Source organism: Pseudomonas sp. MWU13-2100 (assembly GCF_023242365.1).
GTDB lineage: Bacteria > Pseudomonadota > Gammaproteobacteria > Pseudomonadales > Pseudomonadaceae > Aquipseudomonas.
This window is the reverse complement of sequence record NZ_JALLIX010000060.1, coordinates 1-17124: the sequence shown is the minus strand read 5'-3', so window position 1 is coordinate 17124 and position 17124 is coordinate 1. Positions and strand designations below refer to the sequence as shown.

Genomic DNA, 17124 nt, shown 5'->3' with positions numbered 1-17124 from the left:
GATTCATTCACGGCGCCGAGTGCGCCACGGGGGAGCAGAGATGCTGGAAAGGCTGTTTCAACTCAAGGCACACAACACCAATGTGCGCACCGAGATACTCGCGGGCGTCACCACCTTCCTGGCCATGGCCTACATTCTGTTCGTCAACCCGAGCATCCTCGGCGAAACGGGCATGGACAAGGGCGCCGTGTTTGTCGCCACCTGCCTGGCCGCGGCCTTCGGCTCGACGGTGATGGGTCTGATCGCCAACTACCCGATCGCCCTCGCGCCGGGCATGGGCCTCAACGCCTTCTTCACTTACACCGTGGTCCTGCATATGGGCCACACCTGGCAGGTCGCGCTGGGGGCGGTATTTATCTCGGCGGTGTGCTTCTTCCTGCTGTCGATCTTCCGTATCCGCGAATGGATCATCAACAGTATCCCGCTGCCGCTGCGCTCGGCGATTGCCGCCGGTATCGGCCTGTTCCTGGCGCTGATCGCCCTGCACAACGCCGGCATCGTGGTGAGCAACCCGGCGACCATGGTCGGCCTCGGTGACCTCAAGCAACCAGCGCCGATCCTCGCGACCCTGGGCTTTGCCGCCATCGTCGCCCTCGACGCCCTGAAAGTCCGTGGCGCGGTGCTGATCGGCATCCTCGGCGTGACCATCGTCTCGATCCTGATGGGCTTCAGCCCGTTCGGCGGCATCGTCTCGGCACCGCCGTCGCTGGCCCCGACCTTCCTGCAACTGGACATCAAGGGCGCCCTGAACATCGGCCTGGTCAGCGTGATCTTCGCTTTCCTGTTCGTCGACCTGTTCGACAACTCCGGGACCCTGATCGGCGTCGCCAAGCGCGCCGGACTGATGGGCAAGGACGGCCACATGCCGAAAATGGGCCGCGCGCTGATCGCCGACAGCACCGCCGCCATGGCCGGCTCGCTGCTGGGCACCTCGACCACCACCAGCTACATCGAGTCGGCGGCGGGCGTCAGCGCCGGTGGCCGTACCGGCCTGACCGCCGTGGTGGTAGCCGTGCTGTTCCTGCTGGCGCTGTTCTTCGCGCCGCTGGCCGGCAGCGTCCCGGCGTTCGCCACCGCACCGGCGCTGCTGTTCGTCGCCGTGCTGATGACCTCGGGCCTGGCGGAAATCAACTGGGATGACATCACCGAAGCCGCACCGGTGGTGGTCACCGCCCTGGCCATGCCGTTCACCTATTCCATCGCCAATGGCATCGCGTTCGGCTTCATTGCCTGGACCGCGATCAAGCTGCTGTCCGGTCGCGCCCGCGAACTGAACCCGGCGCTGGTGATTCTGTCGATACTGTTCGTGATCAAGCTGGGCTGGTTCAACGCATGACTTTTGACTCCAACACCTACACCGCTCAGCTCGAAGACAAGGTCGCGCGCTTGCGCGATCTGCTGGCGCCGTTCGATGCCCCCGAGCCGCGGGTGTTCGACTCGCCCCAGCAGCACTTTCGCCTGCGGGCGGAATTTCGCCTGTGGCGTGAAGCGGGCGAACGCCACTACGCGATGTTTTCCCAGGACGACAAGCGCACGCCGATCCTGATCGAAGCGTTCCCCATCGCCAGCCTGCGCATCAATGAGTTGATGCCCAAGCTCAAGGCCGCCTGGCAAGCCAGCGCGCCCCTGAGCCACAAGCTGTTCCAGGTGGAGTTCCTGACCACCCTGGCCGGCGACGCGATGATCACCCTGTGTTATCACCGGCCGCTGGACGAGCACTGGCAGAGCGCCGCCGAGCAACTGGCCGCCGACCTTGGCGTCAGCATCATCGGCCGCTCCAAAGGCAAGCGCGTGGTGATCGGCCATGACTACGTGGTGGAAAAGTTCGAAATTGCCGGGCGCACCTTCAGCTACCGGCAACCGGAGGGCGCCTTTACCCAGCCCAACGGCACGGTGAACCAGAAGATGCTCAACTGGGCCCATGAGGCCCTGGGCGAGCGTTCTGACGATCTGCTGGAGTTGTACTGCGGCAACGGCAACTTCACCCTGCCGCTGGCGACCCGGGTGCGCAAGGTGCTGGCCACCGAGATCAGCAAGACCTCGGTGAGTGCCGCCTTGAGCAACCTCGACGAGAACGGCGTGGACAGCGTCACCCTGGTACGCCTGTCCGCCGAGGAACTGACTGAAGCGCTGAACGAGGTTCGCCCGTTCCGGCGCCTGCACGGCATCGACCTGAAAAGCTATGAGTTCGGCAGCGTATTCGTCGACCCGCCCCGCGCCGGCATGGACCCGGACACCTGCGAGCTGACCCGGCGTTTCGACAATATCCTGTATATCTCCTGCAACCCGGAGACCCTGGCGGCGAATATCGCGCAACTGCACGATACGCACCGCATTGAACGCTGCGCGCTGTTCGATCAATTTCCCTGGACCCATCATATGGAATCCGGGGTGTTGCTGACCCGTCGCTGAAACCGGTAAGGGCCGATCCCGTAAACCAAGCCCGAACGCCTCCCCTGTGGGAGCAGAGCTTGCTCGCGAAGAGGCCCTTGAAGCCGCTAAAGGCTTCGCGGCGCTGATCCGACAAGCACCGCTCCCACAGCCAGCCAGTTCAGTCCCTCACAAAGCCGAACAACTCGGCCGCCGTATCGCACAGCAGATACTGGCGCAGTCGCGCATCGCCAGCCAAACGGCGCAGGCAATCGAACTCGGAGGCGAAACTCACCGCCTGCTCATGCTGGGTATGCGGCCAATCGCTGCCCCACAGCAAACGATCCGGCCCCAGGGTTTGCAGCATCAGCGACAGGGCCTGTTCCGCGAAATGCAGGTTCTCCAGCGGCGTCCCGCCCAACCGGTAGATGCCCGAAACCTTGACCCACAACCGCCCGCTTTGACCCTGCTCAAGCAGACGGGCAAAAGCCGCTTGCTCGACCCCAAGCCGGGCATCGGGACGGCCGAAATGATCGACCACCACCTTGCACCCCAATGCCAGCAGCGGCCGGATCAACGCCGGCAGATCCGCTAATTGGCGATGCACTTCGACATGCCAGTCGAGGCGGCGCAAATGGTCGAAAAACACCCGCCACGACGCCTCGGTAAAGTCCGGCAGCGGCTGCCCCATCAAGTTCAAACGTGCGCCCGCGACACCGAGCGCGGCCATCCGCTCCAGCTCGCTGAAGGCAATATCACGCTCGACCACCACCACGCCACGCAGCTGTTCGGGTGCCTGCTGCAACGCCGCCAACAGGTAACGGTTGTCGGTGCCGAGGAAACTCGGCTGCACCAGCACACCATGGCTCAGACCGTTTTCCTGCAAATGCTGCAGGTAATCGGCCAGGGTGGCGTCATAGTCCGGCGCATAACGGCGCACGGTCGCCAGCCCCAGACCGCGCTGAAAAACATGGGCGTGGGCATCGATGCCGCGAATCGGCAATGGGCAAGTCTCGGACATGGAACTCATCTAGGGTAAAGCGCCGCAAAAAGGAAGGTTGAATACAAACCTTGTAGGAGCCGGCTTGCTGGCGATGGGGTCCGTGAGCCTTGCATCGCCTGATCGGCCGCTCTCGCCAGCAATCCGTCTCCTACAGAGCTGTGGCGTTATCAGGATAATTGACTGAGATTAGTGCGCTGGGCCGGCGCAGTTTGCGTCACGGCCCCCAGCAGATTGCGCCCCTTGGTTTCCGGCAACGCCAACGCAGCCAGCACCGCCACGCCATAGGCAATCCCCGCATCGATACCAATGGCCGAACCCAGGGACATCGACTCGCTCATGTGCCCGACCATGAACGGGAACACCGCCGACAGCACACGACCGAAGTTGTAGCAAAAGCCCACCCCGGCACCGCGGACATCCGCCGGATACAGCTCATTGAAGAACGAGCCCAGGCTGGCCGGGATCCCGGCGGCAAAGAACCCCAGGGGGAAGCCGAGGAACAGCATCTGGGTATTGCTCAGCGGCAGGAACAGATAGCACTGCACCGTGACCACACAACAGAAGGCAAAAAGGATGATGTTCTTGCGCCGGCCGATACGGTCGAGCAGCAGGCCGCTGACCACACAGCCGAACCAGAACGCCACGATGATCACCGCCAGGTAGCCACCGGAACTCAACACCGAAAGGTTGCGCTCGGTCTTGAGGAAGGTCGGCAGCCAGGTCATCACCGCGTGATAACCACCGTGCGCCCCCAGGCCCAGGATGCCGCCCAGCAGCGTCACCCGCAGCAATTCGGGACGGAAGATCGCCGCCATCGACGCCAACAGGCCAAGGCCCGCGGCCTTGGCCTGGCGTTGCGCGCTATCGGGTTCGACCACACTGCGTCGCACATAAATCACCAGCAGCGCCGGCAGCAAGCCCACCAGGAACATCACGCGCCAGGCCATGGCCTCGGGCACGAAGGTATAAATCAGCGTAAACACCCCGACCGCCGCGCCCCAGCCGATCGCCCAGGCGCTCTGTACCGCGCCCATGACCTTGCCGCGAAACCGCGCCTGGATAGTCTCGGCCATCAGCACCGCGCCCGCCGCCCACTCGCCGCCGATGCCGAAGCCTTGCAGCGCCTTGACGACCAGCAACTGGTTGAAGCTGGTGACAAAGGCCGAGAGGAAGGTGAACAGCGAGAACCAGAGGATCATCCATTGCAAGGTACGGACCCGGCCATAACGGTCGGACAGGGTGCCGCCGAGCCAGCCACCGATGGCCGAACTGACCAGGGTCACACCGCTGACCAACCCGGCATCGCCCTTGCTCAAGGCGAAGGCGGCGATCAGGGCGGGGATCGCCAGGCCGAACATTTGCACTTCCAGTGCGTCCAGGGACCAGCCGCCAAAGCAGGCCCAGAAGGTTTTGCGCTCCCTCGAGGTGATGTCACGATACCAACTGAACATGATTTCTTATCCTTATAGGTGAACAGCGAGCAAGCCGGGGCTCAGCGAATCTCGACGCTGTAGCGGAAGTGGCTGGCATGGCCACGCGAGCGCCGCCACTCGAGGGGTTGGCCGGCGTAGTTGCGAGCCAAGCGCTCGATCACCACCACCGGGCTGTTGGTTTCAATCCGCAACAGCCGCGCATGCACCTCGGCCACCGCCTCGGCGGTCAGGGTTTCCTCGGCACTGGCGACGACCTGACCGCACAGTTCCTCGTAGATCGGATAGAGCAACGGGCCCTGCCGGTCCAGGTCGGCGCTCAGCAAGGCCTGGAACGGCGCCTTGGGCAGCCAGATCTCCTCGACCAACAGCGGCGTACCTTCCAGCAGTCGTAAACGGAGCAGGCGAATCACCTCGGCCTCGGGCGGTAGCCCCAGGGCCTGGCTGACCGCCGAGGGCGCGGGCAGGGAATCGATATTGAGGATTCGGCTTTCGGGAACCTGGCGTTCACCGGCCAGGGTCTGAAAGCGGAAAAAGCGGAACAGCGAAGACTGGAACTGCGGACGGCGGATAAAGGTGCCGCGCCCCTGATGGCGTTCAAGAATGCCCTCCTCCACCAGTTTGTCGATGGCCTTGCGCACAGTGCCGATGGACAGCTGGTACTCGCCGGCCAGTACCGCTTCGGTGGGAATGGCTTCGCCCGGGCGCCAGCGGTTATTGGCAATTTGCCGGGCCAGTTCGTCGCGCAGACGTTGATAGAGGGGCAGGCGTTCGTCGCTGGAAAGAATATTCATTTTTGTAGTTATACAGTCATCTATATGAATTATTGCCGAGTATTCTCCTGGAAGGGAAAAGCGTCAAGTGCCCAGTCGAATCGGCCTGACGACCGGACTGGCGCCCATCTCCCTCAGCAGCAACACTGACTGGCACAGCAACAAGAGGATTCCCACATGCTCTGGAGAAAAGGAAGACGTAGCGACAACGTGGAGGATGCTCGCGATGACAGCAATGCCGGGAGTGGCGGTCTGCGTTTTGGCGGTGGCAGGGGCTTGAGCCTGGCGGCCGTCGTGTTGATCGTCGGCATCGGCCTGCTCACGGGCCAGGACCCCATGCAAATTCTCGGAGAAGTCAGCAACCAGCTCAGCCAGCAATCTCTCGCCCCCACCCTCCAGCAGACCCGCCAGGCACCGCCGGCCAATGATGAGCAGGCAGACTTCGTCCGGGCCATTCTCGGTGACACCGAAGACACCTGGGGCCAGATCTTCCAGCAGGCCGGTCGTCAATACAAAGACCCGACGCTGGTGCTGTTCCGCGGACGGGTCGCCTCCGCCTGCGGCCTGGCCTCCTCCGCCACCGGGCCGTTCTATTGCCCGGCGGATCAACGGGTCTACCTGGACCTGAATTTCTTCCGCGAAATGTCCCAGCGCTTCAAGGCCGCCGGGGACTTTGCCCAGGCCTATGTGATCGCCCACGAAGTCGGTCATCATGTGCAAAACCTGCTCGGCGTGTCCGCCCGGATGCAGGCGGCCCGCCAGCAAGGACAGAAGATGGAAGGTGACGGTGGTTTACTGGTCCGCCAGGAACTACAGGCCGACTGCCTCGCGGGGGTCTGGGCTTACCATGCGCAGCAACGTCTGAAATGGCTGGAGCCCGGTGATATCGAAGCAGCCTTGAATGCCGCCAACGCAATCGGTGATGATCGTCTCCAGCAGCAGGGTCAGGGTCGCGTGGTGCCGGACTCCTTCACTCACGGGACCTCTGCGCAACGGGTGCGCTGGTTCAAGACCGGCTTCGCCCAAGGGCAACTCAACCAATGCGATACCTTCGCCGCCAAGAGTCTGTGAATGAAAAAGCTAGTGTGTGGGTCATTGCTGTTGGGCATGTGCGTCATCGGCGCCCAGGTCCAGGCCGCTGCAACCGGGGTCAAGGAAGTCAGCCCCAATCACTTGAAGCTATCGGCCGGAGAACTGAGCGTCGGGCTCAATCGCGACTGGCAGGGACCTATGCCGGATGTGGAGCGGGTGCTGATCATCGTGCACGGGCGGCTGCGCAATGCCATGACCTACCTGCAGAGCGCGGAAACCGCCGCGGCCCAGGCGGGCCAGGAGCGCAACACGCTGATCATCGCCCCGCAGTTCCTCAATGAAAGCGATGTGCGGCGCAATCACCTGCCGGGCAACCTGCTGCGCTGGCAGGGCGATGACTGGATGGCCGGTTCTGAATCGACCGGGGCTTCAGCGATGAGCTCCTATGCCGCGCTGGATGAAGTCCTGGCGCGCCTGGGCAATCGGAAGAAATTTCCGGCCCTGCGTGAAGTGGTCGTCGCCGGGCATTCCGGTGGCGGCCAGGTGGTGCAGCGCTATGCGCTGGTCGGGCATGGCGATACGCAGTTGGCGGGGAGTGGCATCAAGCTGCGTTATGTGATCGCCAACCCGTCGTCCTATGCGTATTTCAATGCCCAGCGGCCGGTGGCGGGGTTCAATCCGTCGAGTTGCCCGGGATTCAACGACTGGAAGTATGGCCTGCAGAACCTGCCGGACTACGCCAAGGGGCAATCACCGGCGCAGTTGGAACAGGGTTATGTACAGCGCGATATCACCTACCTGCTGGGGCAACAGGACACCGATCCGAACCATCCGGCGCTGGACAAGAGCTGCGGGGCGCAAGCTCAGGGAGCGTATCGCTTGATTCGCGGGCAGAACTATTTTGCCTACCTGCAACAGCGTCATCCGCAAGGGTTCACGCAGACGCTGGTCGAGGTGCCCGGGGTCGGGCATAACGGCGATGGCATGCTGACTTCGCCGCAGGGGCAGAAGGCGTTGTTTCAACGCTGATGGTTTTCAGTGTGGGCAATGGGAGCCGTGTTGGCCGCACTGGCCACTTCGCGGGCAAGCTCCGCTCCCACAGGTTTTGCGTCGAGCGCAGATTTTGCGTAGTACTCAAAACTTGTGGGAGTGGAGCTTGTCGGGTCGCCGCACCGCCGCGAAGGCGCGTCGAACTCAAGACTCGTGTACGACACACCTCCTGTGGGAGCGGAGCTTGCCCGCGAAGCGGCCCTCAAGCCGAAAGCATCTGCCGAAGCGCCAGGCAATCCTCGGCATGCCAATCCGTCAGTTCTGGCCACGGGTTGTCCGGCAGGTTGACCAATATGGTCCGGGCCCCCGCCGCCCGCCCGCAATCCAGGTCGAAACGATAGTCACCGACCATCACCATCTCGCTTGGCGCCACATTCCAGGCTTCGGCCAATTTCAGCAAACCGCCCGGATGCGGCTTGGGCGGCGCTTCATCGCGGCCCAGCACATCGGCCTCGGCAAAACAGTCCGCCAGGCCAATGGCCTCCAGCGTCACATGGGCCAGCTCGCGGGCGTTGCGCGTCAGGATGCCGAGACGATAACCGCGCCCCGCCAACTCACGCACCAGCTCCACCGCGCCTACCGCCGGCTTCGAGCCCAGCGCCAGATCACGCTCGTGCTCCAGCAACCAGGCATGCTTGGCCGCGGCTTCATCGGCCGGCAAGGCCGCCAGATGCGTAAGGATGTCGTGTTCCGGCGGAATCGACAGCGCCACGCGGATCGCGGCGAAATCGTGCACGGCCACGGTCAGGGTGCCGTCCATATCGAACACCCAATGCCGTACCTCGGCCAGACTCATGCCCAATCCTTGCGATGACGGATCAAGCCTTCCTGGGTCACCGAGGCCACCAGCACACCAGCGCGGTTGTACACGCTGCCCCGGGAAAACCCGCGGGAGTTGCCGGCCCACGGGCTGTCCATGGCATAGAGCAACCAGTCATCAGCGCGCAGATCGGCATGGAACCACAGCGAATGGTCAAGGCTGGCGACCTGCATATCCTTCTGCCACACCGACTTGCCATGGGGCAGCAACGAGGTAGTCAGCAGACCGAAGTCCGAAGCATAGGCCAGCAGGTATTTATGCAACGCCGGCAAGTCGGCCAGTGCCCCATCGGCGCGGAACCAGACGTACTTGACCGGGTCCGCCGGCTGCGGGTTGTAAGGGTCCTTCTCGGTGACCGGGCGGACTTCGATGGGCTTGGGGCACAGGAGTTTTTCACGCATGTGCTCGGGGATCAGGTGCGCACGCTGCTGGGTGAGTTCCAGCTCCGTGGCCAGGTTCTCCGGCCCCACCACCTGCGGCATGCTGCTCTGGTGCTCGAAGCCTTCCTCGTCGTACTGGAACGAGGCGCTGCAAGTGAAGATCGGCTGGCCCTTCTGGATCGCCGTGACGCGCCGCGTGCTGAAACTGCCACCGTCGCGCACCCGGTCGACCGAGTAGACCACCGGCAGGCCGGCATCGCCCGGGCGCAGGAAATAACCGTGCATCGAATGCACATGTCGTGCTTCTTCGACCGTCTGGCTGGCCGCCGACAACGACTGGCCCAGCACCTGGCCACCGAACAACTGGCGAAAGCCCAGGTCCTGGCTGCGGCCGCGAAACAGGTTTTCTTCAATCGGCTCCAGGGTCAGCAAGTCGACCAGGTCTTCCAGCACTTGGCTCATTCAAACGTTCCTCACACAGGGCAATACTGTTCACTTAACGACGAGATCAAGCCATCCGTGCTTGTGTGGTCGGCGGTTTTCAGTGCCGATCATGCGGAACTGAAATATTGAAAACACCGCATCCCTTGTAGGAGCTGGCTTGTCGGGACGCCACACCACAGGCCTCGAATGATACAGCGTTTACCGCTTGCGGCGGTGCAGCGGATCGGCCAACCCCGGGGTTATCCTTGCAGGGTGCGCAGCCATTGCGCGTGGCTGATGCGATAGAGCACATGACGGCGCAGCGGATGATCGTCGGCCAGCTTCGGATGCTCGAAGTCGGACTGCGGGTCGTAATGCATGCCGATGGCCTGCATGACCTTCTGCGACGCTGTGTTGCTCTCACTGGTAAAGGCCACGACCTCGTCCAGGGACAGGCGCTCGAAACCGCAGCGCAAGGCGGTCCAGGCCGCCTCGCTGGCATAGCCCAGGCCCCAGTGCTCGCGGGACAGGCGCCAGACTATCTCCACCGCCGGGGTGAAGTCGGCCTCGAAGTTCACCTGCATCAGCCCGGTCAGGCCTATAAAGGCCCCGGTGTCCTTGCGCTCCAGCGCCCAGAGGCCAAAGCCGTATTCGGCGAAGTGCCCGCGAATCCGGCCGATCAGCGCGGCACTTTGCAGACGATCGAGGACCGTCGGAAAGTAGCGCATTACCTGAGGATCGGCACACATCCGGGCAAACTCCGGCAAGTCCTCGTCGCGCCACTGGCGCAACAGCAAGCGTGCACTCTCAAGTTGCAGTATCGGCTCCATCAACTCTCCCTCCGGCTTCTTTCAACGCTGACGCCCTGCTCGTCAGTGTATCGCGCTGATAAGATCCTTCACTTCTTCCTACATGAATTCGCCATGCCGCTGCCTTTGATCTACCACGACGACTACAGCCCGGACTTTCCCGCGGACCATCGCTTTCCCATGGACAAATTCCGCCTGCTGCGCGATCACCTGGTGGACAGCGGCCTGACCCGGGATGCCGATCTGCTGCGCCCGCAGATCTGCCCTGTGGATATCCTTGCCCTGGCCCACGACCGTGGCTATATCGAGCGCTATATGGCCGGCGAACTGTCCCGCGAGGACCAACGTCGCCTCGGCCTGCCCTGGAACGAGGCGCTGGCGCGGCGTACCGTGCGTGCGGTGGGCGGCTCGCTGCTGGCCGCCGAACAAGCGCTGGACCACGGTCTGGCCTGTCACTTGGCGGGCGGCACGCACCATGCCCATTACGATCACCCGGCGGGCTTCTGCATTTTCAACGACCTGGCGATCATCAGCCGCTACCTGCTGGAAAGCGGTCGTGTGGGGCGGGTGCTGATCTTCGATTGCGACGTGCACCAGGGCGATGGCACGGCGCGCATCCTGGAAGACACCCCGGACGCCATCACGGTTTCCCTGCACTGCGAGAAAAACTTCCCGGCGCGCAAGGCCCACAGCGACTGGGACATCCCCTTGACGATGGGCATGGGCGACAGCGACTACCTCAAGGTGGTGGATGACAGCCTGAATTACCTGCTGCCGCTCTACCAACCGGACCTGGTGCTATACGACGCCGGCGTGGACGTGCACAAGGACGATGCCCTGGGTTACCTGAAGCTGACCGATGAAGGGGTGGCCGCCCGCGATCAAAGCGTCATGCGCCATTGCCTGGGCCGCGATATCCCGGTGGTCGGGGTGATCGGCGGCGGCTACAGCAAGGATCGCCAGGCATTGGCCCGGCGCCACGGGATCCTGCACCACAGCGCGCAAAAGGTCTGGAGGTCATCAGGTTGTCATTGAAACCTGGGCTTACCCACAATGGCTGTGGAACCGCCTGTGGATAACCTGAGTGAAATGCGCTGTAGGCCTTATGGGGAAAGGGCTGCGCAAGACTGTATGTTTTTCGTACAACCACTCTGAAGTCCCCTCCAAGGGCCTGCGGACACCACATCATCGGTGGAAAAACGTAGAATGCCCGGCTCGTTCAGCCAATTCGCCGCCCGCCATGACCCAGCCAGCCCCCGCCCTCTCCCCCCACGTCGCCATTATCGGTGGCGGCCCCGCCGGCCTGATGGCCGCCGAGGTGCTGAGCCAGGCGGGTATCCAGGTCGATCTCTATGACGGCATGCCTTCGGTCGGGCGCAAGTTCCTGCTCGCTGGCGTCGGCGGCATGAATATCACCCATTCCGAAGCCTATCCGGCGTTCCTGTCCCGCTACGCCGAACGTGCGCCCTACATCGCCCCGCTGCTCCGGGCTTTTGGCGCCGATGAACTGTGCGAGTGGATTCACGGCCTGGGGATAACTACTTTCGTCGGCAGTTCCGGTCGGGTTTTCCCCAGCGATATGAAAGCCGCCCCACTGCTGCGTGCCTGGCTCAAGCGCCTGCGCGAAGCCGGGGTAGTTATCCACACCCGCCATCGCTGGCAGGGCTGGCGCGACGGCAAGCTGGTTATCCACAGCCCCGAGGGCGAAAAAACCCTGCGTCCCGAGGCCACGCTCCTGGCCCTGGGCGGCGGCAGTTGGGCACGACTGGGCTCCGATGGAGCCTGGCTGCCGCTGCTGGAGCAACAAGGGGTGGCGGTCGCGCCCTTGCAACCGAGTAACTGCGGCTTCGACGTCGCGGCCTGGAGCGAGGTCCTGCGCGGCAAGTTTGCCGGTGCGCCGCTGAAGAACGTCGCCATCGCCCTGCCCCACGGCACGCCGCGCCTGGGTGAATGCGTGATCACCGCCAGCGGCATCGAAGGCAGCCTGATCTACGCGCTGTCCGCGCCGATTCGCGAGCAGATCAACCAGGACGGCAGCGCGACCATCGAGATCGACCTGCTGCCCGGAAAGTCTTTGGCCAAGGTCCAGGCCGCGCTGGCCAAGCCGCGTGGCTCGCGTTCCATGGCCAAGCACCTGCATAGCCTGTTGGGGATCGACGGCATCAAGGCTGCGTTGCTGCGCGAGCTGACCAATGCCCAGACCTTTGCCGACCCGGCGCGTCTGGCCGGCGCCATCAAGGCCCTGCCGCTGACGCTGGTCAAGGCGCGGCCGCTGGACGAGGCCATCAGCAGCGCGGGTGGCGTACCGTTCGAGGCAATGGACGAGCGACTGATGCTCAAGGCGTTGCCCGGGGTGTTCTGCGCCGGCGAGATGCTCGACTGGGAAGCGCCGACTGGCGGCTACCTGCTCACCGCCTGCTTTGCCAGCGGGCGGGTGGCGGGACAAGGGATACTGGAGTGGTTGCGGCAGCGGGCCTGAGATGTGCCGACGATGGCGTCCTTGAAATCGATGCAAGACTCAAGGGCCCCATCGCTGGCAAGCCAGCTCCTACAATAGTTGTGCTGGTCCTACGGCTTGCGCTTGCGCGGCCCGGTATTGAACACCGGTACCTTGCGCACCGGCTTGATCGACTGCACCACGTCTTCCGGCTTCTCGCCGCTGTCGACCCACTTGCCCAGGTTGCGCTTGCCACCGGCGGCCTTCGGTTTTTTCGGCTTCTTCGGTTTCTTGATCACACTGCCCGAGGCATCGGTGTCCGGCACCCGGTGATCCGGCTCGAAACCGGCTTCGTCCTGGCGCTTCAGGGGCTGACGGGTCAGGGTCTCGATGGCCGACAGCAGATTCACCTCATCGGCGCAGACCAGGGAAATCGCCTCACCGGTGGCACCAGCACGGCCGGTACGACCGATCCGGTGAATGTAGTCCTCGGCCACGATCGGCAGGTCGAAGTTGACCACCAGCGGCAAGTCCTCAATGTCCAGGCCACGGGCGGCCACATCGGTGGCCACAAGGATCTGGATCTCGCTCGCCTTGAAGCGGTCCAGCGCGCGCTGGCGGGTAGCCTGGGGCTTGTCGCCGTGGATGCCGTCGGCATTGATACCCAGGCCCTGGAGTTTTTCCACCAGTTGGTCAACACCATTGCGGGTCTTGGCGAACACCAATACCTGCTTCCAGTGCTGCTTGCGCATCAGGTGCACGAACAGCTCCGGCTTGCGCTTCTTGTCCACCGTCACCAGCCACTGCTTGACGGTGTTGGCGGCGACGTTACGCGGGCTGACTTCGATGCTCAGCGGATCGTTGAGCATCTGCCCGGCCAACAGGCGGATGGCATCGGAGAAAGTCGCGGAGAACAGCAGGGTCTGGCGCTTCTTCGGCAGGGCCTTGTAGATATTGCCCAGTTCCTCCTGGAAACCGAGATCGAGCATGCGGTCGGCTTCGTCGAGTACCAGGGTCTGCAACTGGTTGAACTTGAGGGCGTTCTGGCGGTACAGGTCGAGCAGACGGCCCGGGGTCGCCACCAGCAGGTCGACACCCTTGCGCAGCTTCATCATCTGCGGATTGATGCTGACGCCGCCGTACACCGCATAGGTGCTCAGCGGCAGGTGCTCGGCGTACTGGCGCACACTTTCATGCACCTGCTCGGCCAGCTCGCGGGTCGGCACCAGGATCAGCGAACGCACCGAGTTGGCGGTGACCTTCGGCCCTTCCATGGTCAGCAGTTGCAGCAGCGGCAAGGCGAAACCGGCGGTTTTGCCGGTGCCTGTCTGGGCCGCGGCCATCAGGTCGCGGCCGGCCAATACGGCGGGAATGGCCTGGGCCTGGATCGGTGTGGGGGTCTGGTAACCCAGGGTGTCCAGGGCCCGCGTCAGGGGTTCGATCAGGCCGAGTGTGGCGAATGTCATGGAAATACCGTAGGAAAAGTGTCAGCGCCGTGAAGCAATGCGCGGCAGTTTACCCTGTCAGGCCTCTTTCGGCTTGCGCCACTGCGGTAAACCGATCAACACCACGGCGCTGATGATCACCCCCATGGCGATACACTCCTGCCAGCCGATCTGCTCGCCAGCAAAAAGGATGCCCAGCAGCACCGCCACAGCCGGGTTGACGTAGGCATAACTGGTGGCCGCCGCCGGGCGCACATGCTTGAGCAGGTACATATAGGCGTTGAAGGCGACGATGGAGCCGAGGAACACCAGGTAGGCCAGGGCGATCCAGCCGTCGGTGGTGGGCATCTGGGTCAGGCGCTCGCCGCGGACAAAGCTGGCCAGCAGCAGCACCACGCCGCCCACCAGCATTTCCGCCGCGCTGGCCATGCCGCCCTGGGGCAGCGGCAGGTGCTTGCTCCACACCGAACCGAAGGACCAGGTCGCGGCGGCCAACAACAGCAGGCCGGCGCCGAGTGGGCTGGCTTGCAGATTGGAGCCCATGTTCAGCAGGGCGATACCGATCAGGCCGAGCACAATCCCGGCCCATTCGAGACCGGTATTGCGATTGCCCCAGAAAAAGCCGCAGAGCAAGGTGAACAGCGGCACCGTGGCCACCGTCAGCGCGGCAACGCCCGAGGCCACGCCCATGTGTTCGGCCAGGGTCACCGCGCCATTGCCGAAACTGAGCAGCAGCACGCCGATGGCCGCCGCCGCCTTCCATTGTTGCCAGGTCGGCGCCGGCACCCCGCGCAAACGCTGATAGGCGTACAGCAGGCTACCGGCGATCAGGAAACGGATACCGCCCATCATCAATGGTGGCCAGGATTCCACGCCGATACGAATGGCCAGGTAGGTCGAGCCCCAAATGAAATACAACGCAAAAAAGGCACCGATCAGCGGTAACGGAAAACGGCGTGGGGCGGGCATGGGGGGCAGATCCAGGCAGGACTAGGAAGGCTTATTCTAGAAAGGCGCCTGACAAATAATAAGTTACAAAACCGTGTTATAAGGCCAGTACACTTTGCAAAGCATAGATATCATGGCTTTTGGCCGTTGTTTCGAAAGCCCGCGTAATAGAGAGCCTGTGGATGGATAAATACGACCGTTTGATCCTCGGTGAGCTGCTGGACAATGGCCGCGCCTCATTCGCCGAACTGGCGCGCAAGGTCAACCTGTCGGCGCCGGCCGTGGCGGAGCGGGTGGCGAAGCTGGAAAGCAGCGGGGTCATCACCGGGTATCAGGCCAAGGTGGACCTGGCGAAGATTGGTTTGCCGATCCAGTGCGTGATCGAGCTGCGGCTCAACCAGCATGGCAAGCAGCAGCCTTACGATGAACTGGCGCAGATTCCGCAGATTACCGAATGCCATCGGGTGACCGGGGATCCCTGCGTGATTCTGCAGGCGGCGGTGGGGAGCATGGCGGAGCTGGAGCAGTTGATCAATCGGATTGCCCAGTTCGGCTTCAGCAAGACCTCGATTGTGCTGTCGAGCGCGATTGAGCGGCGGGTGCCGTTGGGGCATTTGGAGATGAATGGGAAGGCGAAGGGCTGATAAACCGGCTGCCGTGTTTCGTCTGATGGTCCGTGCTTGCCGTTTTTTGGGGCGCTTCGTACCCCATCGCGAGCAAGCTTGCTCCTACAGTTCTGCGTCGTACACATGGGCTGCATACGACAAAACCCTGTAGGAGCCTGGCTTGTCAGCGAAGCTTTTGGCGATCTTGGGGGCCTCTCAGGAGCAATGCCAGTCAGCCAAGGAAACTTGAAGCGGAGTGCGGTCTTGTGGCGAGCGGGCGTAAATACCGGATTGTCCGCAACAGCGCCATCAAACGCCCCGATACCGCTTCAAATGCTCGCCAATCTTCGCCGCCGGCACCTTCTGCAATTTGCACAACCAATCATGGGACAACGCCTGCACCCCATGCTTGTCGCGCAACTCGCCGGCCATATGCGCCAGCAGGTTCGCCGCCATCTCGGCATCGGCCATGGCCCGGTGCGCCTGGCCCGTATTCGGCAAGCGGGCGAAAGCGGTCAGCGTACCCAACTTGTGATTCGGCGCCGCAGGCATCAACCGCCGCGCCAACAGCAACGAACAGGCAAAGTTCTGCAACCGCGTGCGCTTGATCCGCCCCAGCTCGAAGTCCCAGAACTTCTGGTCGAACGCGGCGTTATGCGCCAGCAACGGGGTGGTGCCGACAAACTCGTTGACCTCGTTCATCACCCGCTCCGCCGACGGCGCCGTACGCAACATGGCGTTGCTGATGCCGGTCAGCTGTTCGATAAAGGCCGGCACGCGCACGCCGGCATTCATCAGGCTCTGGTAACGGTCGACGATGCGCCCTTGTTCCAGGATGACCACGGCGATTTCCGTGGCCCGGCACCCCGCGTTCGGGGTGATGCCCGTGGTTTCAAAGTCGATGACCGCAATACGTTCCAAAAGCCCAGCCCTTTGCAAAATCGGTTTCAGTTTCTCAACAACAACGCGCCTTCGATGGGCACGTAGCGGCTCGCGGCACGGATCAGCGAGTTGGCCGTCAGCCCCGGCACGCCATAGGCCACGGCTTCGACGCCGTGCTTGCCGATGATACGCGTGAGCAGCAGGTCGAAATCGCCGTCGCCGGAGGCCAGCACCACCTCATCGACATGCGGCGCCGCATCCATGATATCGATGGTGATGCCCACGTCCCAGTCGCCCTTGGCCGAGCCGTCGCTGCGCTGGATATACGGCTTGAGCTTCACCGTAAAGCCCAGGTTGCGCAGGATCTGCTGGAACTGCTGCTGCTTGCTGTCGCCGCGATCGATGGCGTAGGCGTACGCCTCGACGATCTCCCCGCGCTGACTGATATCGGCCCACAGGGCGGCATAGTTGAAGTGGCAACCATAGGCCTGGCGAACGGTGTAGTAGAGGTTCTGCACATCGGCGAACACAGCGATTTTCTTCACCGCGAATCCTCATGGCGCAAAAGCGCACTGGCGGGTGATGACGAGCGCTCGGAAGCGATTAGGTGCGCAGTATGCCAGCCTGGGGGAAGGTTCAGCGAATATTCGGCGGGGCGAGGATGGGCTGGAGGAACAGATTTTCAGGAGCCTGGTTGTCTACAAAGCTTTTGGCGGT

The 17124-nt window shown here is 63.1% G+C and carries 17 protein-coding genes; 7 read left to right on the top strand and 10 right to left on the bottom strand.

Features of this window, described 5'->3' with window-relative positions; translation table 11 throughout:
• Positions 1–40: 40 nt before the first annotated feature.
• The gene (locus M5B99_RS27565) at positions 41–1336 is read left to right on the top strand and encodes an NCS2 family permease (RefSeq protein WP_248807009.1); all 1296 of its coding nucleotides are present in this window, start codon (positions 41–43) and stop codon (positions 1334–1336) included.
• On the top strand, positions 1333–2412 hold the full coding sequence (gene trmA, locus M5B99_RS27560) for a tRNA (uridine(54)-C5)-methyltransferase TrmA (protein WP_248807008.1): 1080 nt from the start codon (positions 1333–1335) through the stop codon (positions 2410–2412). Before M5B99_RS27565 ends, trmA begins: the two co-directional genes overlap by 4 nt.
• A gap of 139 nt (positions 2413–2551) precedes the next feature.
• Here trmA and M5B99_RS27555 read toward each other — a convergent pair whose 3' ends face one another.
• The 3 genes from M5B99_RS27555 to M5B99_RS27545 all read right to left on the bottom strand — a co-directional run bounded on the left by M5B99_RS27555 (position 2552) and on the right by M5B99_RS27545 (position 5597).
• Positions 2552–3391, bottom strand: coding sequence for an amidohydrolase family protein (locus M5B99_RS27555; RefSeq protein ID WP_248807007.1), 840 nt, complete (start codon positions 3389–3391; stop codon positions 2552–2554).
• A 149-nt stretch (positions 3392–3540) separates the two neighbouring features.
• Positions 3541–4824 (bottom strand): MFS transporter, encoded by a 1284-nt coding sequence (locus M5B99_RS27550; RefSeq protein WP_248807006.1) that lies wholly within the window; start codon positions 4822–4824, stop codon positions 3541–3543.
• Positions 4825–4865: 41 nt separating this feature from the next.
• Positions 4866–5597: a GntR family transcriptional regulator gene (locus tag M5B99_RS27545; protein WP_248807005.1), complete on the bottom strand. Its 732-nt coding sequence runs from the start codon at positions 5595–5597 to the stop codon at positions 4866–4868.
• Between the two features lie 156 nt (positions 5598–5753).
• Here M5B99_RS27545 and M5B99_RS27540 point away from each other — a divergent pair, with 156 nt between their 5' ends.
• Positions 5754–6647 (top strand): neutral zinc metallopeptidase, encoded by an 894-nt coding sequence (locus M5B99_RS27540; protein WP_248807004.1) that lies wholly within the window; start codon positions 5754–5756, stop codon positions 6645–6647.
• 36 nt (positions 6648–6683) lie between these two features.
• Positions 6684–7637 carry an alpha/beta fold hydrolase gene (locus M5B99_RS27535; protein WP_412548765.1) on the top strand — a complete coding sequence of 318 codons (954 nt, stop codon included), beginning with the start codon at positions 6684–6686 and terminating at the stop codon, positions 7635–7637.
• A 223-nt stretch (positions 7638–7860) separates the two neighbouring features.
• Here the strand turns inward: M5B99_RS27535 and M5B99_RS27530 are convergent, their stop codons facing one another.
• The 3 genes from M5B99_RS27530 to M5B99_RS27520 all read right to left on the bottom strand — a co-directional run bounded on the left by M5B99_RS27530 (position 7861) and on the right by M5B99_RS27520 (position 10111).
• A complete protein-coding gene (locus M5B99_RS27530; protein WP_248807002.1) occupies positions 7861–8454 on the bottom strand; it encodes an HAD family hydrolase in 594 nt (197 codons plus the stop codon).
• Positions 8451–9320 (bottom strand): acyl-CoA thioesterase II, encoded by an 870-nt coding sequence (gene tesB / locus M5B99_RS27525; protein WP_248807001.1) that lies wholly within the window; start codon positions 9318–9320, stop codon positions 8451–8453. The genes M5B99_RS27530 and tesB overlap by 4 nt, the downstream gene beginning before the upstream one ends.
• 221 nt (positions 9321–9541) lie before the next feature.
• Positions 9542–10111 carry a GNAT family N-acetyltransferase gene (locus M5B99_RS27520; protein ID WP_248807000.1) on the bottom strand — a complete coding sequence of 190 codons (570 nt, stop codon included), beginning with the start codon at positions 10109–10111 and terminating at the stop codon, positions 9542–9544.
• 93 nt (positions 10112–10204) lie between these two features.
• On the opposite strand from M5B99_RS27520, the gene M5B99_RS27515 reads away from it, so the two are divergent.
• Together M5B99_RS27515 and M5B99_RS27510 are read left to right on the top strand one after the other, a co-directional pair.
• On the top strand, positions 10205–11125 hold the full coding sequence (locus M5B99_RS27515) for a histone deacetylase (protein ID WP_248806999.1): 921 nt from the start codon (positions 10205–10207) through the stop codon (positions 11123–11125).
• A gap of 205 nt (positions 11126–11330) precedes the next feature.
• A complete protein-coding gene (locus M5B99_RS27510) occupies positions 11331–12569 on the top strand; it encodes a TIGR03862 family flavoprotein (protein ID WP_248806998.1) in 1239 nt (412 codons plus the stop codon).
• An 89-nt stretch (positions 12570–12658) separates the two neighbouring features.
• On the opposite strand, the gene M5B99_RS27505 is transcribed toward M5B99_RS27510, so the two are convergent.
• Both M5B99_RS27505 and yedA read right to left on the bottom strand, forming a co-directional pair.
• Positions 12659–13993 (bottom strand): DEAD/DEAH box helicase, encoded by a 1335-nt coding sequence (locus M5B99_RS27505; protein ID WP_121134952.1) that lies wholly within the window; start codon positions 13991–13993, stop codon positions 12659–12661.
• A gap of 57 nt (positions 13994–14050) precedes the next feature.
• Positions 14051–14941: a drug/metabolite exporter YedA gene (gene yedA / locus M5B99_RS27500; RefSeq protein WP_248806997.1), complete on the bottom strand. Its 891-nt coding sequence runs from the start codon at positions 14939–14941 to the stop codon at positions 14051–14053.
• Between the two features lie 161 nt (positions 14942–15102).
• Here yedA and M5B99_RS27495 point away from each other — a divergent pair, with 161 nt between their 5' ends.
• Entirely contained in the window at positions 15103–15564 is a 462-nt protein-coding gene (locus tag M5B99_RS27495) for an Lrp/AsnC family transcriptional regulator (RefSeq protein ID WP_248806996.1), read from the top strand.
• Between the two features lie 270 nt (positions 15565–15834).
• On the opposite strand, the gene M5B99_RS27490 is transcribed toward M5B99_RS27495, so the two are convergent.
• Complete coding sequence (locus tag M5B99_RS27490) at positions 15835–16446, bottom strand: PolC-type DNA polymerase III (protein ID WP_248806995.1); 612 nt, start codon at positions 16444–16446, stop codon at positions 15835–15837.
• 26 nt (positions 16447–16472) lie between these two features.
• The gene (locus M5B99_RS27485; protein WP_248799413.1) at positions 16473–16952 is read right to left on the bottom strand and encodes an NYN domain-containing protein; all 480 of its coding nucleotides are present in this window, start codon (positions 16950–16952) and stop codon (positions 16473–16475) included.
• Positions 16953–17124 lie beyond the last annotated feature (172 nt).